Here is a 16,670-nt window from a genome sequence, read left to right as displayed (position 1 = left end):
GCATCAGCCCGGGCCCTTCCCGCGTTCTCCGACGGTCTTCGGGGGAGCGTCAGTCCACCTCGGCCACGGCCTCGGCGAACTGCGCCTGGTAGAGCCGGGCGTAGGCGCCGTCGGCGGCGATCAGGTGGTCGTGCGAGCCCTGTTCGACGATCGAGCCGTTCTCCATCACCAGGATCACGTCGGCGTCCCGGATGGTGGAGAGCCGGTGGGCGATCACGAAGCTGGTGCGGCCGGTGCGCAGCCGGGCCATGGCCCGCTGGATCAGCACCTCGGTGCGGGTGTCGACGGAGCTGGTCGCCTCGTCCAGGACCAGGATGGACGGCTGGGCGAGGAACGCCCGGGCGATGGTGATCAGCTGCTTCTCGCCGGCGCTGACGTTGGTGCCCTCGTCGTCGATGACGGTGTCGTAGCCGTCCGGCAGGGTGCGCACGAAGCGGTCGACATGGGCGGCCCTGGCGGCCTCGACGACCTGGTCGCGGGTGGCCGACTCGGCGCCGTAGGCGATGTTGTCGGCGATGCTGCCGCCGAACAGCCAGGTGTCCTGGAGCACCATGCCGATGCCGGAGCGCAGTTCCTCGCGGGACATCGCGGCGATGTCCACGCCGTCGAGGGTGATCCGTCCGGAGCTGACCTCGTAGAACCGCATCAGCAGGTTGACCAGGGTGGTCTTGCCGGCGCCGGTGGGGCCGACGATGGCGACGGTCTGGCCGGGCTCGACCTTGAGCGAGAGGTCGTCGATGAGCGGCTTCTCGGGGTCGTAGCGGAAGGACACGTCCTGGAAGGCGACCCGGCCGCGCACCACGTCGGGCCGTTCCGGCATGGCCGGTTCGGCGCTCTGCTCGGGGGCGTCCAGCAGCTCGAAGACGCGCTCGGCGGAGGCGACGCCGGACTGCACCAGGTTGGCCATGCTGGCGACCTGGGTGAGCGGCTGGCTGAACTGCCGCGAGTACTGGATGAACGCCTGGACGTCACCGATGGACAGCGCGCCGCTGGCGACCCGCAGACCGCCGACGACGGCGACCAGCACGTACTGGAGGTTGCCGATCAGCATCATCGCGGGCTGGATGATGCCGGAGATGAACTGGGCCTTGAAGCTGGCGTGGTAGAGCGCCTCGTTGTGCTCCCGGAAGGTCTCCGCGGACTCGTGCTGGCGCCCGAACACCTTGACCAGGGTGTGGCCGGTGTACATCTCCTCGATGTGGGCGTTCAGTTGGCCGGTGGACTTCCACTGCTGGACGAACTGCGGCTGGGCCCGCTTGCCGACCCTGGTGGCGACGACGACCGAGACGGGCACCGAGACCAGGGCGATCACGGCGAGCAGCGGGGAGATCCAGAACATCATCGCGAGCACGCCGACCACGGTGAGCAGCGAGTTGACGACCTGTCCCATGGTCTGCTGCATGGACTGGCCGATGTTGTCGATGTCGTTGGTGACCCGGCTGAGCACCTCGCCGCGCGGCTGCTTGTCGAAGTAGCTGAGCGGCAGCCGGGCGAGCTTGGCCTCGACGTCCTGGCGCAGCCGGTAGCTCGCGGCCTGGATGGCCCGGGTGGCGAGCCGGCCCTGGAAGATGCCGAAGACGGCGGAGGCGAGGTAGATGCCGAGCACCCAGAGCAGGACGGTGCCGATGGCGCCGAAGTCCATGCCCTGGCCGGGGGTGAAGTGGACGGCGGAGAGCAGGTCGGCGACGCCGCCCTCGCCGTGGGCGCGCAGCCCGTCGATGACCTGGTCCTTGGACATGCCGGTCTGGAAGCGGGCGCCGACGACACCGGCGAAGATCAGGTCGGTGGCGTCGCCGAGGATCTTGGGGCCGATGACGGCGCAGCCGATGCCGAGCACGCCGAGGACCAGGACGCCGATCAGGGTGTTGCGTTCGGGGCGCAGCAGGCCGAGGACGCGCTTGCCGGAGCCCTTGAAGTCCATGGACTTCTCGGTGCCCTGGCCGCCCATGAAGCGGCCGGGGCCGGCCGGGCCGCGGCGGGCGGCGGCGGCCTGGGAGTCGCTGGGCAGTTCGGCGTCCTTGGCGGCGTCCTTCGGGGCGCCGTTCACCGGGGCGCCGTCCACCGGGGCGTCCTCGGGAGCGGCGCCTCTCGGGGCGGGCCCCTTGGTCAGGTCGGGCTTGTTGCCGGGCGTGGTCACGCCGCCTCCTGCTCGGTGAGCTGGGAGAGCACGATCTCCCGGTACGTCGGGTTGTCGGCCATCAGCTCGTGGTGGGTCCCACTGCCGACGACGGCGCCCTCGTCGAGGACGATGATCCGGTCGGCGTCGCGGATGGTGGACACCCGCTGGGCGACGATCAGGACGGTGGCGTCGGAGGTCTCGCGGGCGAGGGCCTTGCGGAGCCGGGCGTCGGTGGCGTAGTCGAGCGCGGAGAAGGAGTCGTCGAAGAGGTAGACGGAGGGCCGGCGGACCAGGGTCCGGGCGATGGCCAGGCGTTGGCGCTGGCCGCCGGAGACGTTGCCGCCGCCCTGGGCGATGGGGGCGTCCAGGCCTTCGGGCAGCTTCTCGACGAACTCCTTGGCCTGGGCGATCTCCAGGGCGTGCCAGAGCTCCTCGTCGGTGGCGTCGGGCCGGCCGTAGCGGAGGTTGCTGGCGACGGTCCCGGAGAAGAGGTAGGGCTTCTGCGGGACGATGCCGACGCTCTCGGCGATCGCGGCGGGGGCGAGTTCGCGGACGTCGACGCCGTCGAGCAGGACCCGGCCGGAGGTGACGTCGAAGAGCCGGGGGACGAGGCCGAGCAGGGTGGACTTGCCGCTGCCGGTGGAGCCGATGATGGCGGTGGTCTGGCCGGGGCCGGCGGTGAGGTCGATGCCGCGCAGCACCGAGGCCTCGGCGCCGGGGTAGCGGAAGTCGACGCCGCGCAGTTCCAGGGTGCCGCGGTGCGGGACCTCGGTGACGGGGGCGGCGGGCGGGACGACGCTGCTGTCGGTGCCGAGGACCTCCTGGATGCGCTCGGCGCAGACCTCGGCGCGCGGCACCATCATGAACATGAAGGTGGCCATCATGACGCTCATCAGGATCTGCATCAGGTAGGAGAGGAACGCGGTGAGCGCGCCGATCTGCATGGCGCCGCTGTCGATGCGGTGGGCGCCGAACCAGAGCACGGCGACGCTGGAGACGTTCACCACCAGCATGACGGCGGGGAACATGATGGACATCAGCCGGCCGACCTGGCGGGAGACCTGGGTGAGGTCCTCGTTGGCGTCGGCGAAGCGGGCCTGCTCCTGGTCGTCCTTGACGAAGGCGCGGATGACCCGGATGCCGGTGATCTGCTCGCGCAGGACCCGGTTCACGGTGTCGATCCGTACCTGCATGCTGCGGAACCTGGGGCGCAGCGCGCGGACCAGCAGGACCACGACGACGCCGAGCACGGGGATGACGGCGAGCAGCAGGCCGGACAGCGGGACGTCCTGGTTGAGCGCCATGATGATGCCGCCGACGCACATGATCGGCGCGGCGACCATGAGCGTGAAGCTCATCAGGGCGAGCATCTGGACCTGCTGGACGTCGTTGGTGGTGCGGGTGATCAGCGAGGGGGCGCCGAACTGGCCGACCTCGCGGGCGGAGAAGCTCTGCACCCGGTCGAAGACGGCGGCGCGGACGTCCCGGCCGAAGGCCATCGCGGTGCGGGCGCCGTAGTAGACCGCGCCGATGGAGCAGAGGGCCTGGAGGACGGTGACCGCGATCATCACCCCGCCGACGCGCAGGATGTAGCCGGTGTCGCCCTTGACCACGCCGTCGTCGATGATGTCGGCGTTGAGCGTCGGCAGGTAGAGCGCCGCGAGGGTGGACACCAGCTGGAGCAGCACCAGCAGGGTGATCGGTCGGGAGTACGGGCGCAGGTACGCCCTCAGCAGTCTGATCAGCACTAGCACACTCTTGTCGTCGCCGGTCGGGTTCGCACCCCAATTCTCGGTGTTCTGTAGCGTCGTACAGGTCATTCGGCGTCCGGGAGCCGGAGGTTTGCCGGGCCTTTGCCGAACGGCGGGGTGCGGCACCGGTCGCGCGGGGTCGTGCCGTCGGGCGCCGCCCCCTTACGGAATGACCGGTTTCCCCCTAGGCTGCTGATTGCCCCTTTGTTACTGACCGGTACCGCTCAGGTGAACCGGGGGCCCGGCGACCGCCCCCACGGACGCCGCGACAATCCCTCAGACGGCCACCCGCCACCGGAGGTCCTCGTTGAGTTCCGCGCAGTCCCTGATCGACTCCGGCAGGCCCGACCTCGTCGCCGGGCGCCCCGCCTCCGTCGCCCACCTGTTCCTGGAGCGGGTCGCCCTGACCCCGAACGCCGAGGCCTACCGCTACCCCTCGCCGGTGGACGAGCAGGCCGCCGACGGCGCGCCCGGCGCCGAGCAGTGGCGCTCGCTCACCTGGGCGCAGACCGCGGTCCGGGTCAAGGCGGTGGCCGCAGGCCTGATGGCGCTCGGCATCCGGCCCGAGGACCGGGTGGCCCTGGCCTCCTCGACCCGCCTGGAGTGGATCGTCGCCGACCTCGGCGCCATGTGCGCGGGCGCCGCGATCACCACCGTCTACCCCAGCACCAACGCGGACGAGACCGCGTTCATCCTCTCCGACTCCGGCTCCCGGGCGCTGTTCGCCGAGAACGAGGCCCAACTGGCCAAGGCCGTCGGGCAGCTCGACCAGCTGCCCGAACTGCGCACCGTGATCCTCTTCGACGCGCCCGCCGAGGCCCCCGAGACCGGCGGCCTGGACCTGCTCACCCTCGCCGAACTGGAGGAGCGCGGCACCCGGTACCTGGCGGAGCACCCGGACGCCGTGGAGAAGGCCGTCGACGGGCTCGGCAAGGAGCAGCTGGCCACCCTCATCTACACCTCCGGCACCACCGGCCGCCCCAAGGGCGTGCGCCTGGTGCACGACTGCTGGGCGTACGAGGGCCGGGCGCAGGAGGCCAGCGGCCTGCTGGGCCCCGACGACGTGCAGTTCATGTGGCTGCCGCTGTCCCACGTGTTCGGCAAGACGCTGATCTCCGGGCAGATCGCCACCGGGCACGTGATGGCGGTGGACGGCCGGGTGGACCGGATCATCCACAACCTGCCGGCGATCCGGCCGACCATCATGGCCTCCGCGCCGCGCATCTTCGAGAAGGTCTACAACGGCATCGCGGGCCGGGCCCGGGCCGAGGGCGGCGCCAAGTACAAGATCTTCCTGTGGGCGGCCAAGGTCGCCCGCGAGCACGCCCGGGCGGTCCAGCAGAGCCGCATCGCCACCGGCACCGAGAGCGCCCCGCTCGGCCTTCGGGTGCAGCACGCGCTGGCCGACAAGCTGGTGTACGCGAAGATCCGGGCGGCCTTCGGCGGCCGGCTGCGCGGCGCGGTCTCCGGCAGCGCCGCGCTCGCCCCGGAGATCGGCTACTTCTTCATCGGCGCCGGGGTACCGATCCTGGAGGGCTACGGCCTGAGCGAGACCAGCGCCGGCTCCTGCGTCAACCGGGCCGAGGACGTGCGGATCGGCACCGTGGGCCGCCCGCTGCCCGGCACCGAGGTGCGGATCGCCGAGGACGGCGAGATCCTGCTGCGCGGCCCCGGCGTCATGCGCGGCTACCACAACCTGCCGGAGAAGACCGCCGAGGTGCTGGAGCCGGACGGCTGGTTCCACACCGAGGACATCGGCGAGCTCAGCCCGGACGGCTTCCTGCGGATCACCGACCGCAAGAAGGACCTGTTCAAGACCTCCGGCGGCAAGTACGTGGCGCCCAGCGAGGTCGAGGGCAAGTTCAAGGCGGTCTGCCCGTTCGTCAGCAACATCCTGGTGATCGGCAACGGCCGCAACTACTGCACCGCGCTGATCGGCCTGGACGAGGCCGTCCTGCTGCCGTGGGCCGCCGAGCACGGCCTGGCCGGGAAGTCCTACGCCGAGCTGGCCGTCGAGCCGGCCGTCCACGAGCTGATCGAGGGCTTCGTCAAGCGGGTCAACGGCGACCTCCAGCGCTGGCAGACGATCAAGAAGTTCCACCTGCTGCCGCGCGACCTCGACATCGAGCACGGCGAGCTCACCCCGAGCCTGAAGATCAAGCGCCCGGTGGTCGAGCGGACCTACGCCGACGCGGTCACCGCCATGTACGCGGGCGCCAACGAGGCCTGACCGGCCCCGCCCCCGTACGGCCCGCCGGGTTCGGTCGGGCCGTACGGGACAATGGGCTCATGCCCTCCGCACTCCCCGACGGCGATCCGGTGCCGTCCGACGGTTCCCTGCCCGCACACGCCCTCGACGGGCTGGGCGACCGGCCGTTCGGCTTCTACCTGCACGTGCCGTACTGCGCCAGCCGCTGCGGCTACTGCGACTTCAACACCTACACCGCCACCGAGCTGCGCTCCTCCGGGGCCGTCGCCTCCCAGGAGACCTACGCGGACAACGTGGTCGCCGAGATCCGCCACGCCCGGAAGGTGCTGGGCTCCGCCGACCTGCCGGTGCACACCGTCTTCCTCGGCGGCGGCACCCCGACCCTGCTGCCCGCCCGCGACCTGGTCAAGATGCTCGCCGCGATCCGCGAGGAGTTCGGGCTCGCCGACGGCGCCGAGGTCACCACCGAGGCCAACCCGGAGTCCGTCGACCCGGCGTACCTCGCCGAACTGCGCGAGGGCGGCTACAACCGGCTCTCCTTCGGCATGCAGAGCGCCCGCCCGCACGTCCTGAAGCTGCTCGACCGCCACCACACCCCGGGCCGCCCCGAGGCCTGCGTGGCCGAGGCCCGAGCGGCCGGCTTCGAACACGTCAACCTCGACCTCATCTACGGCACCCCGGGCGAGTCCGACGACGACTGGCGGGCCTCCCTGGACGCCGCCATCGGCGCCGGGCCCGACCACGTCTCCGCGTACTCGCTGATCGTCGAGGAGGGCACCCGGCTCGCCGCCCGCGTCAAGCGCGGCGAACTGCCGATGATCGACGACGACGTGCACGCCGACCGCTACCTGATCGCCGAGGAGGCGCTCGCCGCCGCCGGCTACTCCTGGTACGAGGTCTCCAACTGGGCCACCACCCCCGAGGGCCGCTGCCGCCACAACGAGCTCTACTGGACCGGCGGCGACTGGTGGGGCGCCGGCCCCGGCGCCCACAGCCACGTCGGCGGCGTCCGCTGGTGGAACGCCAAGCACCCCGCCGCCTACGCCCAAGCCCTCGCCGAGCACCGCACCCCGGCCCTGGCCCGCGAGGTGCTGGCCGACGAGGACCGCCGCGTCGAACGCATCCTGCTGGAGCTCCGCCTGGTCGACGGCATCCCCCTCGACCTCCTCACCGACACCGGCCGCGAGGCCGCCGGCCGTCACCTCGCCGACGGCCTCCTCGCCCCCGGCCCCTACGCCCGGGGCCGCGCCACCCTCACCCTCCAGGGCCGCCTCCTGGCCGACGCCGTCGTACGTGACCTGGTGGACTGACCGAGGGCTTACCGTGTGCGCACCTCTCCGAGCGGACCAGCCTCTTCGGCGAGGCCGTTCCTGTGGATCCGATGGGTGTGAGTCTGGTGACTGCCGACTTTCCCCGCCGTCACTCCGGCAGGGCCGTGAAGTCGATCAGTTCCTCGACCCGGCCCAGGAGTTCGGGCTCCAGGTCCTTGTAGGAGTCGACCTTCGAGAGGATGTGCTTCCAGGCCGCGGGGGTGTCCACCGGCCAGCCGAGGCGGCGGCAGGTGCCCTCCTTCCAGTCCTCGCCCCGAGGGACGGCGGGCCAGGCGGGGATGCCGACGGAGGAGGGCTTCACGGCCTGCCAGATGTCGATGTAGGGGTGGCCGACGACCAGTACCGAGTCGCCGGTGACCCGGGCGGCGATGCGGTGCTCCTTGGTGCCCGGGAGCAGGTGGTCGACCAGGACGCCGAGGCGGCGGCCGGGGCCGGGGGCGAAGTCGGCGACGATCGCGGGCAGGTCGTCGATGCCGCGCAGGTACTCGACGACCACGCCCTCGATCCGCAGGTCGTCGCCCCAGACCCGTTCGACCAGCTCCGCGTCGTGCCGGCCCTCGACGTAGATGCGGGACTCGCGGGCGACCCGGGCGCGGGCGCCGGGGACGGCGACGGAGCCGGAGGCGGTGCGGCCCGGGGCGCGGGCGGGGGCCGGGCCGGCCGGGCGGACCAGGGTGACGACCCGGCCCTCCAGCAGGAAGCCGCGCGGCACCAGGGGGAACACCCGGTGCTTGCCGAACCGGTCCTCCAGGGTGACGGTGAAGCCTTCGGCGGTCTTCTCGCAGCGCACCACGGCCCCGCAGTAGCCGGTCGCCGCCTCCTCGACCACCAGGTCCCGCTCGGCGGGCACCTCCGGGGCGGGCTGCTGCTTCTTCCACGGCGGGGTCAGGTCGGGTCCGTACTGGCGGCTGCGCATACGGGTGATCATAGGGAGGGCGGACGGCGCGTCAGAGGCCCGGCGCGCCCCAGACCGGGAACCAGCGGCTCAGGTCCTTCTCCAGCCGCAGGTCGTTCCCCAGCATCGCGTTGACCTGCAGTTCCAGCGGACTGTCGCGCCGCTCCCCGCCGCCGGGCATCGGGGCGAAGGGGTAGAACGTCCCCCGCTTGTAGAGGTAGACGAGGGCCAGCGACCGCCCGTCCGGGTCGCGGAAGCCGACCAGCGAGCAGAGCAGCTGCGGCCCGAAGCCGTTCGCCTCCAGTTCGCTGTTGACCGCGTGCAGGTCGTTGACCAGTTCGGGCAGTTCCTCGGGGCGGTGCCGGGCGAGCAGCCAGGAGTAGCCGTAGCCGTCCTTGGAGGCCTCCACGGGGACGCCGCCACGCTCGGTGTCGGCGTCCAGCAGCGCCCGGACCTGCTGCTGGACCTGGACGAAGGCGGCGCCCTCGACGGCCGCGAAGCAGACCGAGCCGAGCCCGGTGGGGGTGAACCCGGCCCCGGCCTCCAGGGTGAGCGCGGCGGACGGCACGCCGAACAGCTGGTCGAGGTCGGGCTTGACGGGCTTGGTGCGGCCGAACAGGGCGTCCAGGATTCCCACGGCGGTCCTCTCGGGTCGAAAACTGAGGCTCAGCGGCCGAGCTGCTCGGAGATCTTCGCCAGCTGCTCCAGCCGCTTCTCCAGGCTCGGGTGGGTGGAGAACAGCTGCGAGGCGGCCTCCCGGGCGCTCAGCGCGGGGGCGAAGTAGAAGGCGTTGTACGGCTGGGCCTGGCGCAGGTCCTTGCTGGGGATGGCCGCGATCTGCCCGGTCACCTTGGTGAGCGCCGAGGCGAGGGCGCTGGGGTGTCCGGTGAGCTGGGCGGCGGCCCGGTCGGCGGCGAGTTCGCGGTAGCGGGACAGCAGCCGGGTGAGCAGGAAGCTGATCGCGTAGACGACGACCGACACCAGCGGGATGATCAGCGCCAGGACGGCCGCGTTCTGGTCGTTGTTGTTGCGCCCGCCGCCCATGAACCCGCCGTACATCGCGATCCGGGTCATCGCCCCGGCGAGGACGCCGAGGAAGCCGGCGATCGTCATCACCGCGACGTCCCGGTGGGCGACGTGCGACAGCTCGTGGGCGAGGACGCCCTCCAGTTCCTCGGGCTCCAGCCGGCGCAGCAGCCCGGTGGTCACGCAGACCACCGCGTTCTGCGGGTTGCGGCCGGTGGCGAAGGCGTTCGGCATGTCGTTGTCGGCGACCGCCACGCGGGGTTTGGGCATGTCGGCTAGGGCGCAGAGCCGGTCGATGGTGCCGTGCAGCTGGGGGAACTGTTCCGGGGACACCTGGCGGGCGCCCATCGCCCGTTCGGTGATCTTGTCGCTGAACCAGAACTGGGCCACGAACAGCCCGCCGGAGATCAGGACGATCAGTGGCCAGGCGCCGCGCAGCAGCGCGATCAGCAGGCCGGTGAAACCGACGTACAGCAGCCCGATCACGAACATCGTCGCGACCATGCGGCCGGTCAGGCCGCGGTCCGGCGCGAAACGGGTGTGCTGGCCCGAGCTCGACATCGCTTGCTCCTCCATTCGCCGTCGCTTTCGATGCTGCCACCCGGACGGCCTCCCGGCACCACCCCGGCGCCGGGAGGATCGAACCGCCGGGGCCCCGCGGGCCGTGAGCGGAACTGCGGGGAGGATCACCCCGGTCCGGCCGTTCCTGCCGTAGGACCCGGGCCTTACACTGGCAGGTACGGTTTTGGCACTCGCGTGTTCAGAGTGCCAGGGCAAGGGTCTTCGGAGCGGCCCGCAGCAGCAAGGGACACAGTCGGACAACGTGCGAAGACGGAGGTGCGTGCCCCATGGCCGGTGAGGTCCGCCAGCTGGACGAACGCAAGCTCGCCGTGCTCCGCGCGATCGTGCAGGACTACGTGGGCACCGAGGAGCCGGTCGGCTCCAAGGCCCTGGTGGAACGGCACAACCTCGGGGTCTCGCCGGCGACCGTCCGCAACGACATGGCGGCGCTGGAGGAGGAGGGCTACATCCACCAGCCGCACACCAGCGCCGGCCGCATCCCGACCGACAAGGGGTACCGCCTCTTCGTCGACAAGCTCGCCGAGATCAAGCCGATGAGCGCCCCCGAGCGCCGGGCCATCCGGCACTTCCTGGACGGCGCGGTCGACCTGGACGACGTGGTCGCGCGCACCGTGCGGCTGCTCGCCCAGCTGACCCGGCAGGTCGCGGTGGTGCAGTACCCCTCGCTGACGCGCTCCACCGTCCGGCACATCGAGCTGGTGGCGCTGGCCCCGGCCAAGGTGATGCTGGTGCTGATCACCAACACCGGCCGGGTCGAGCAGCGGATGGTCGACTGCCCGGGCCCGGTCGGCGAGACGGTGCTGGCGGACCTGCGGGCCCGGATCAACGCGAGGGCCGCCGGCCGGCGCCTCCCGGAGGTCCCGGGGCTGCTGGAGGAGCTGCCGGCGCAGTTCGAACCGGCCGAGCGGCCGACCGTCAGCACGGTCCTGGCGACCCTGTTCGAGACGCTCGCCGAGCAGAACGAGGAGCGGATCATGCTGGCCGGCACGGCCAACCTGACCCGCTTCGGGCACGACTTCCCGCTCAGCATCCAGCCGGTGCTGGAGGCCCTGGAGGAGCAGGTCGTCCTGCTCCGCCTCCTGGGTGAGACCGCGGACGCCGCGATGACGGTCCGGATCGGGCGGGAGAACACCTACGAGGGGCTGACTTCCACGTCCATCGTCTCGGTCGGCTACGGTTCGGGCGACGAGAGCGTGGCGAAACTGGGTGTGATCGGTCCGACCCGGATGGACTACCCGGGCACAATGGGGGCGGTGCGAGCGGTGGCGCGGTACGTGGGCCAGATCCTGGCCGAGTCCTAGCAAAGGCCGCCGTCGGAAATCCGACGGCGGTGACCAGTCGCAGCACTACTACAGGCGGAACAAGCGGAGCATTTGGTGGCCACGGACTACTACGCGGTACTCGGCGTCCGACGGGATGCGGGGCAGGACGAGATCAAGAAGGCGTTCCGGCGCCTGGCGCGCGAACTGCACCCGGACGTCAACCCGGACCCGAAGACGCAGGAGCGGTTCAAGGAGATCAACGCCGCTTACGAGGTGCTCTCCGATCCGCAGAAGCGCCAGGTCTACGACCTCGGCGGGGACCCGCTGTCCCCGGGCGGCGGCGCGGGCGGTTTCGGCGCCGGCGCGGCGGGCTTCGGCTTCTCCGACATCATGGACGCCTTCTTCGGCGCCGCGGCCGGCCAGCGCGGCCCGCGCTCGCGCACCCGCCGGGGCCAGGACGCCATGATCCGGCTGGAGATCACCCTGGAGGAGGCCGCTTTCGGCACCACCAAGGAGCTCCAGGTCGACACCGCCGTCACCTGCACCACGTGCAGCGGCGAGGGCGCGGCCCCCGGCACCTCGGCGCAGACCTGTGACATGTGCCGCGGCAAGGGCGAGGTCTCCCAGGTCACCCGGTCCTTCCTGGGCCAGGTCATGACCTCCCGCCCCTGCCCGCAGTGCCAGGGCTTCGGCACCGTCGTGCCGACCCCGTGCCCGGAGTGCGCCGGCGACGGCCGGGTGCGCGCCCGCCGCACGCTGACCGTCAAGATCCCGGCCGGTGTCGACAACGGCACCCGGATCCAGCTGGCCGGCGAGGGCGAGGTCGGCCCCGGCGGCGGCCCGGCCGGCGACCTGTACGTCGAGATCGCCGAGACCACCCACACGATCTTCCAGCGGCGCGGGGACGACCTGCACTGCACCGTCACCATCCCGATGACGGCGGCCGCGCTCGGCACCCAGGTGCCGCTGCAGACCCTGGACGGCCTGGAGGAGGTCGACATCCGGCCCGGCACCCAGTCCGGCCAGTCGATCCCGCTGCACGGCCGGGGCATCACCCACCTGCGCGGCGGCGGCCGGGGCGACCTGATAGTGCACGTCGAGGTGAAGACGCCCAGCAAGCTCGACCCCGAGCAGGAGGAGCTGCTGCGCCGCCTCGCGGTGCTGCGCGGCGAGGAGCGGCCGTCCGGCCAGTTCGCGCCGGGCCAGCAGGGCCTCTTCTCCCGGCTGAAGGACGCCTTCAACGGCCGGTAGCCGTCCGCGGAGGGGTGCCGGGGGCGAACGACCCCGGCACCCCTTTCGCGTGTCCGTCCCACTTCCGCACGAAAGAGGTTCCCCGTCATGACCGCGCCCGTCTTCGTCGTCGAGACCGAGCGGATCGCCGCCGCCGCGCCCGGGGCCGTGGTGCGCCTGGACGGCCCGGAGGGGCGGCACGCGGCCGCGGTGAAGCGGCTGGAGCCGGGCGAGGCGGTGACCCTGGCCGACGGGCTGGGGCTCGGCGTGGACGGCACGGTCGCCGAGGTGCTCGGCAAGGACGCGATCGACGTGCGGGTCGCCGCCGTGCGCCGCGAGCCGGAGCCCGCGCCGAGGATCGTCGTCGTCCAGGCGCTGCCCAAGGGCGACCGCGGCGAGCTGGCCGTGGAGACCATGACCGAGGTCGGCGTGGACGTGGTGATCCCGTGGGCCGCCTCGCGCTGCATCACCCAGTGGAAGGGCGAGCGCGGCGCCAAGGCGCTCGCCAAGTGGCGGGCCACCGCGCGGGAGGCGGGCAAGCAGTCCCGCCGGCTGCGCTTCCCCGAGGTCCGCGAGCCGATGACCACCCGGCAGCTGGCGCCCGTCCTGGCGGGGGCCGCGTTCGCCGCCGTGCTGCACGAGGAGGGCGCCGAACCGCTGGCGCACGCCGTGCTGCCGGAGGGCGGGGACATCGTCCTGGTGGTCGGCCCGGAGGGCGGGGTCTCCCCGGAGGAGCTGGCGGCCTTCGCCGGGGCGGGCGCCGGGCCGTACCGGCTGGGTCCTTCGGTGCTGCGCACCTCCACCGCCGGGGTGGCCGCCGGCGCGCTGCTGCTCGGGCGCACCGGCCGCTGGTCGTAGCACCCCGGGCGCACCCCCGGCAGGCCGTCGGCGCGCCCCTCGGCGCGCCCCCGTACACCCCGGCGGCGACCGCGGCACGGCCGCCCGCGGACGGCGCCGGGAGTCTGGGAAAAACGGCGCGGACGGTCCGTGTACCTGCCTAGGCTGGCCGGGTGACGGACTCCCAGAGCACCTCCCCGAACTCCTCGGCGGGCGCCTACCTTCGCCATCCCCACCTGCACGGCGACCTGCTCGCCTTCGTCGCCGAGGACGACCTCTGGCTCGCCCCGCTGGACGGCGGCCGGGCCTGGCGGCTGACGGCGGACCACCTGCCGGTCCACCACCCGAGGTTCTCCCCGGACGGGCGGCACCTCGCCTTCACCTCCACCCGGGACGGCGCCCCCGAGGTGCACGTGGTGCCGGTGGACGGCGGCCCCTCGCGCCGGCTCACCCACTGGGGCAGCCACCAGACCCGGGTGCTGGGCTGGACCGCCGACGGCCGTCCGATCGCCGCCACCGGGGCCGGCGAGGCCAGCTTGCGCCGCACCTGGGCGCACGCCGTGCCGCTGGACGGCGGCGAGCCGCAGCGGCTGCCGTACGGGCCGGTCGGCGGGCTCGCCTTCGAGCCGGGTGGCGACCGGGTGCTGCTGAGCAGCGTCAACGGCCGCGATCCGGCCTGGTGGAAGCGGTACCGGGGCGGGCGGGCCGGAAAGCTGTGGCTCGGCCGGGAGGAGTTCGCCCGGGTCCACGCGGAGCTGGACGGGCAGCTGGACTCCCCGCTGTGGGTCGGGGACCGGATCGCCTTCCTGTCCGACCACGAGGGTGTCGGCGAGCTGTGGTCCAGCCGCCCGGACGGCACCGACCTGCGCCGCCACAGCACCGACCCGGACGGCTTCTACGCCCGGGGCGCCGGCACCGACGGCACCCGGGTGGTCTTCCACCGGGCCGGCGACCTCTGGCTGCTGGACGACCTGGCGGGCGCCGAACCGCGCCGGCTGGACGTCCGGCTGGCCGGCCCGCGGGCCGGGCGCCGCCCCCGTCCGGTGCCCGCCGCGCACTGGCTGGACTCCGTCGCCCCCGACCGCACCGGCCGGGGCAGCGCCGTGGTGGTGCGCGGCGGCGTGCACTGGCTGACCCACCGCGAGGGCCCGGCCCGGGTGCTGGACGAGACCCCGGGCGTGCGCGGGCGGCTGGCCCGGGTGGTGCCCGGCGAGGACGGCGCCCAGGGGGTGCTCTGGGTGTCCGACGCCGAGGGCGGGGACGCCCTGGAGTTCGCCCCCGACCTGCACGGCGCCGAGCGCCGCCGGCTGGCCGCGGGGCGGCTCGGCCGGGTCAACGCGCTGACGGTCTCCCCGGACGGCAAGCAGGCCGCGCTCGGCGCGCACGACGGCCGGGTGCTGCTGGTGACGCTCGCCGACGGCGCCGTGCACGAGCTGGACCGCAGCGCCGACGGCGAGCCCGGCACCCCGGCCTTCAGCCCGGACTCGGCCTGGCTGGCCTGGTCGCGCCCGGTGCGCGGGATGGGCCCGCACTCGCTGCGCCAGATCGTGCTGGCCGACCTGGCGACCCGGACGGTCGGCGAGGTCACCCAGCCGCGCTTCGTGGACACCTCGCCCTCGTTCACCGCGGACGGCCGCTACCTGGCCTTCCTGTCGGTGCGCAACTTCGACCCGGTCTACGACGCGCACGTCTTCGACCTGTCCTTCCCGAACGGCTGCCGCCCCTACCTGGTCACGCTGGCCGCCGACACGCCCTCCCCGTTCGGGCCGCAGCGGGCCGGGCGCCCGCTCGGCGGGGAGGAGGACGAGCCGAAGGCCCGGAAGGCGGACGGCGAGGCGGCGGCCGCCGACGCCGCGCCGGTGACCAGGGTGGACCTGGACGGCATCGCCGACCGGATCATCCCCTTCCCGGTCGAGGGCGGCCGCTTCGAGGAGCTGGCCGCCGCGAAGGACGGCGTGCTCTGGACCAGGGCCCCGTTGACGGGAGAACTCGGCGACGAGGCCGCCTCGTTGGACGACGACCGGCCCCGTCCGGTGCTGGAGCGCTTCGATCTGCGCAAGCGCCGGGTCGAGCAGCTGGTGCACGGCGTGGACGACTTCTCGGTCAGCGCGGACGGCACCCGGGTCGCCGTGCTGGACCAGGGCGAGCTGAGGGTCGTCCCGGCGGACCACAAGGGCGGCGACGACGAGGAGGCCGCCGTCGACCTCGCCCGGCTGCGGATCACCGTCGACCCGGCCGCCGAGTGGCGGCAGATGTACGCCGAGAACGGCCGGCTGATGCGGGACAACTTCTGGCGCCCCGACCTCTCCGGCGTCGACTGGGACGGGGTGCTGGAGCGCTACCGGCCGCTGGTCGAGCGGGTCGGCTCGCACGACGAACTGGTCGACCTGCTCTGGGAGGTGCACGGCGAACTCGGCACCTCGCACGCCTACGTGATGCCGTACGGCCGGTACACCGAGCCCGCCCGGCGCCAGGGCCTGCTCGGCGCCGACCTCGTCCGGGACGGCGGGCACTGGCGGATCGGCCGGATCCTGCCCGGGGAGTCCTCCGACCCCAGGGCCCGCTCGCCGCTGGCCGCGCCCGGCGCGGCGATCCGCCCGGGCGACGCGGTGCTCGCCGTCAACGGCCGCCCGGTGGACCCGGTGACCGGCCCGGCCCCGCTGCTGGCCGGCACCGCCGGGCAGCCGGTCGAGCTGACGGTGGCCGGGAAGGACGGCACCGACCGGCGCCACCCGGTGGTCGTCCCGCTCGCCGACGAGGAGGCGCTGCGCTACCACGACTGGGTGGCCGGGCGGCGGGCCGCGGTGCGCGAGCTGTCCGGCGGGCGGCTGGGCTACCTGCACATCCCCGACATGCAGACGGCCGGCTGGGCCCAGCTGCACCGCGACCTGAGCACCGAGATGGCCCGGGAGGGCCTGGTCGTCGACGTCCGGGGGAACCGGGGCGGCCACACCTCGCAGCTGGTGATCGAGAAGCTGGCCCGCCGGATCATCGGCTGGGACGTCATCCGGGACACCGACCACCCGGTGCCCTACCCGGCGGACGCCCCGCGCGGCCCGGTGGTCGCGCTCGCCGACGAGTTCACCGGCTCGGACGGCGACGTGGTCAGCGCCGCCATCCAGGTGCTCGGCATCGGCCCGGTGGTCGGCACCCGCACCTGGGGCGGGGTGATCGGCATCGACAGCCGCTACCGGCTGGTCGACGGCACCCTCGTCACCCAGCCCAAGTACGCGCTGTGGCTGGAGAAGTACGGCTGGGGCCTGGAGAACCACGGCGTCGACCCGGACGTCGAGGTGCCGTTCGCCCCGCACCACTGGGCGGCCGGCGAGGACCCGCAGCTGTCCGAGGGCGTCCGGCTCGCCCTGGCGAAGCTCGCCGGGGCCCCGGCGCGTACCGCGCCGCCGCTGCCCTGGGCGTAGCAGCTCCGG

At 73.1% G+C, this 16,670-nt stretch carries 11 protein-coding genes; 6 read left to right on the top strand and 5 right to left on the bottom strand.

Annotated features, from left to right (window positions below; all coding sequences use genetic code 11):
- Window positions 1–49: 49 nt before the first annotated feature.
- Both ACFRQN_RS33655 and ACFRQN_RS33650 read right to left on the bottom strand, forming a co-directional pair.
- Complete coding sequence (locus tag ACFRQN_RS33655) at window positions 50–1,948, bottom strand: ABC transporter ATP-binding protein (protein WP_117491689.1); 1,899 nt, start codon at window positions 1,946–1,948, stop codon at window positions 50–52.
- A gap of 185 nt (window positions 1,949–2,133) precedes the next feature.
- Entirely contained in the window at window positions 2,134–3,867 is a 1,734-nt protein-coding gene (locus ACFRQN_RS33650; protein WP_049651919.1) for an ABC transporter ATP-binding protein, read from the bottom strand.
- A 310-nt stretch (window positions 3,868–4,177) separates the two neighbouring features.
- Between ACFRQN_RS33650 and ACFRQN_RS33645 the strand changes: the two genes are divergently transcribed.
- Window positions 4,178–6,100: a long-chain fatty acid--CoA ligase gene (locus ACFRQN_RS33645; protein WP_049651918.1), complete on the top strand. Its 1,923-nt coding sequence runs from the start codon at window positions 4,178–4,180 to the stop codon at window positions 6,098–6,100.
- 59 nt (window positions 6,101–6,159) lie between these two features.
- Window positions 6,160–7,389, top strand: a complete 1,230-nt coding sequence (hemW, locus tag ACFRQN_RS33640) for a radical SAM family heme chaperone HemW (protein WP_380744177.1) — start codon at window positions 6,160–6,162, stop codon at window positions 7,387–7,389.
- 109 nt (window positions 7,390–7,498) lie between these two features.
- Here hemW and ACFRQN_RS33635 read toward each other — a convergent pair whose 3' ends face one another.
- Genes ACFRQN_RS33635 through htpX form a run of 3 tightly spaced genes read right to left on the bottom strand, consistent with a single transcriptional unit; the run spans window position 7,499 to window position 9,892 of the window.
- A complete protein-coding gene (locus tag ACFRQN_RS33635; protein WP_380744175.1) occupies window positions 7,499–8,326 on the bottom strand; it encodes a DUF3097 domain-containing protein in 828 nt (275 codons plus the stop codon).
- A gap of 31 nt (window positions 8,327–8,357) precedes the next feature.
- Window positions 8,358–8,942 (bottom strand): hypothetical protein, encoded by a 585-nt coding sequence (locus tag ACFRQN_RS33630; RefSeq protein ID WP_049651914.1) that lies wholly within the window; start codon window positions 8,940–8,942, stop codon window positions 8,358–8,360.
- A gap of 29 nt (window positions 8,943–8,971) precedes the next feature.
- Complete coding sequence (htpX, locus tag ACFRQN_RS33625; RefSeq protein WP_049651913.1) at window positions 8,972–9,892, bottom strand: zinc metalloprotease HtpX; 921 nt, start codon at window positions 9,890–9,892, stop codon at window positions 8,972–8,974.
- A 287-nt stretch (window positions 9,893–10,179) separates the two neighbouring features.
- Here htpX and hrcA point away from each other — a divergent pair, with 287 nt between their 5' ends.
- The 4 genes from hrcA (at window position 10,180) to ACFRQN_RS33605 (ending at window position 16,661) form a co-directional block, all read left to right on the top strand.
- Window positions 10,180–11,214 (top strand): heat-inducible transcriptional repressor HrcA, encoded by a 1,035-nt coding sequence (gene hrcA, locus ACFRQN_RS33620; protein ID WP_049651912.1) that lies wholly within the window; start codon window positions 10,180–10,182, stop codon window positions 11,212–11,214.
- A gap of 75 nt (window positions 11,215–11,289) precedes the next feature.
- Window positions 11,290–12,426, top strand: coding sequence for a molecular chaperone DnaJ (dnaJ, locus tag ACFRQN_RS33615; RefSeq protein ID WP_049651911.1), 1,137 nt, complete (start codon window positions 11,290–11,292; stop codon window positions 12,424–12,426).
- A gap of 87 nt (window positions 12,427–12,513) precedes the next feature.
- On the top strand, window positions 12,514–13,263 hold the full coding sequence (locus ACFRQN_RS33610; RefSeq protein ID WP_375876393.1) for a 16S rRNA (uracil(1498)-N(3))-methyltransferase: 750 nt from the start codon (window positions 12,514–12,516) through the stop codon (window positions 13,261–13,263).
- A 152-nt stretch (window positions 13,264–13,415) separates the two neighbouring features.
- Complete coding sequence (locus tag ACFRQN_RS33605) at window positions 13,416–16,661, top strand: PDZ domain-containing protein (protein ID WP_380744173.1); 3,246 nt, start codon at window positions 13,416–13,418, stop codon at window positions 16,659–16,661.
- Window positions 16,662–16,670: the final 9 nt, after the last annotated feature.

This window comes from Kitasatospora sp. NPDC056800 (genome assembly GCF_042789775.1).
Classification (GTDB): domain Bacteria; phylum Actinomycetota; class Actinomycetes; order Streptomycetales; family Streptomycetaceae; genus Kitasatospora.
The sequence above is the reverse complement of the archived record's forward strand: the minus strand, read 5'-3'. Positions and strand labels throughout refer to the sequence as shown.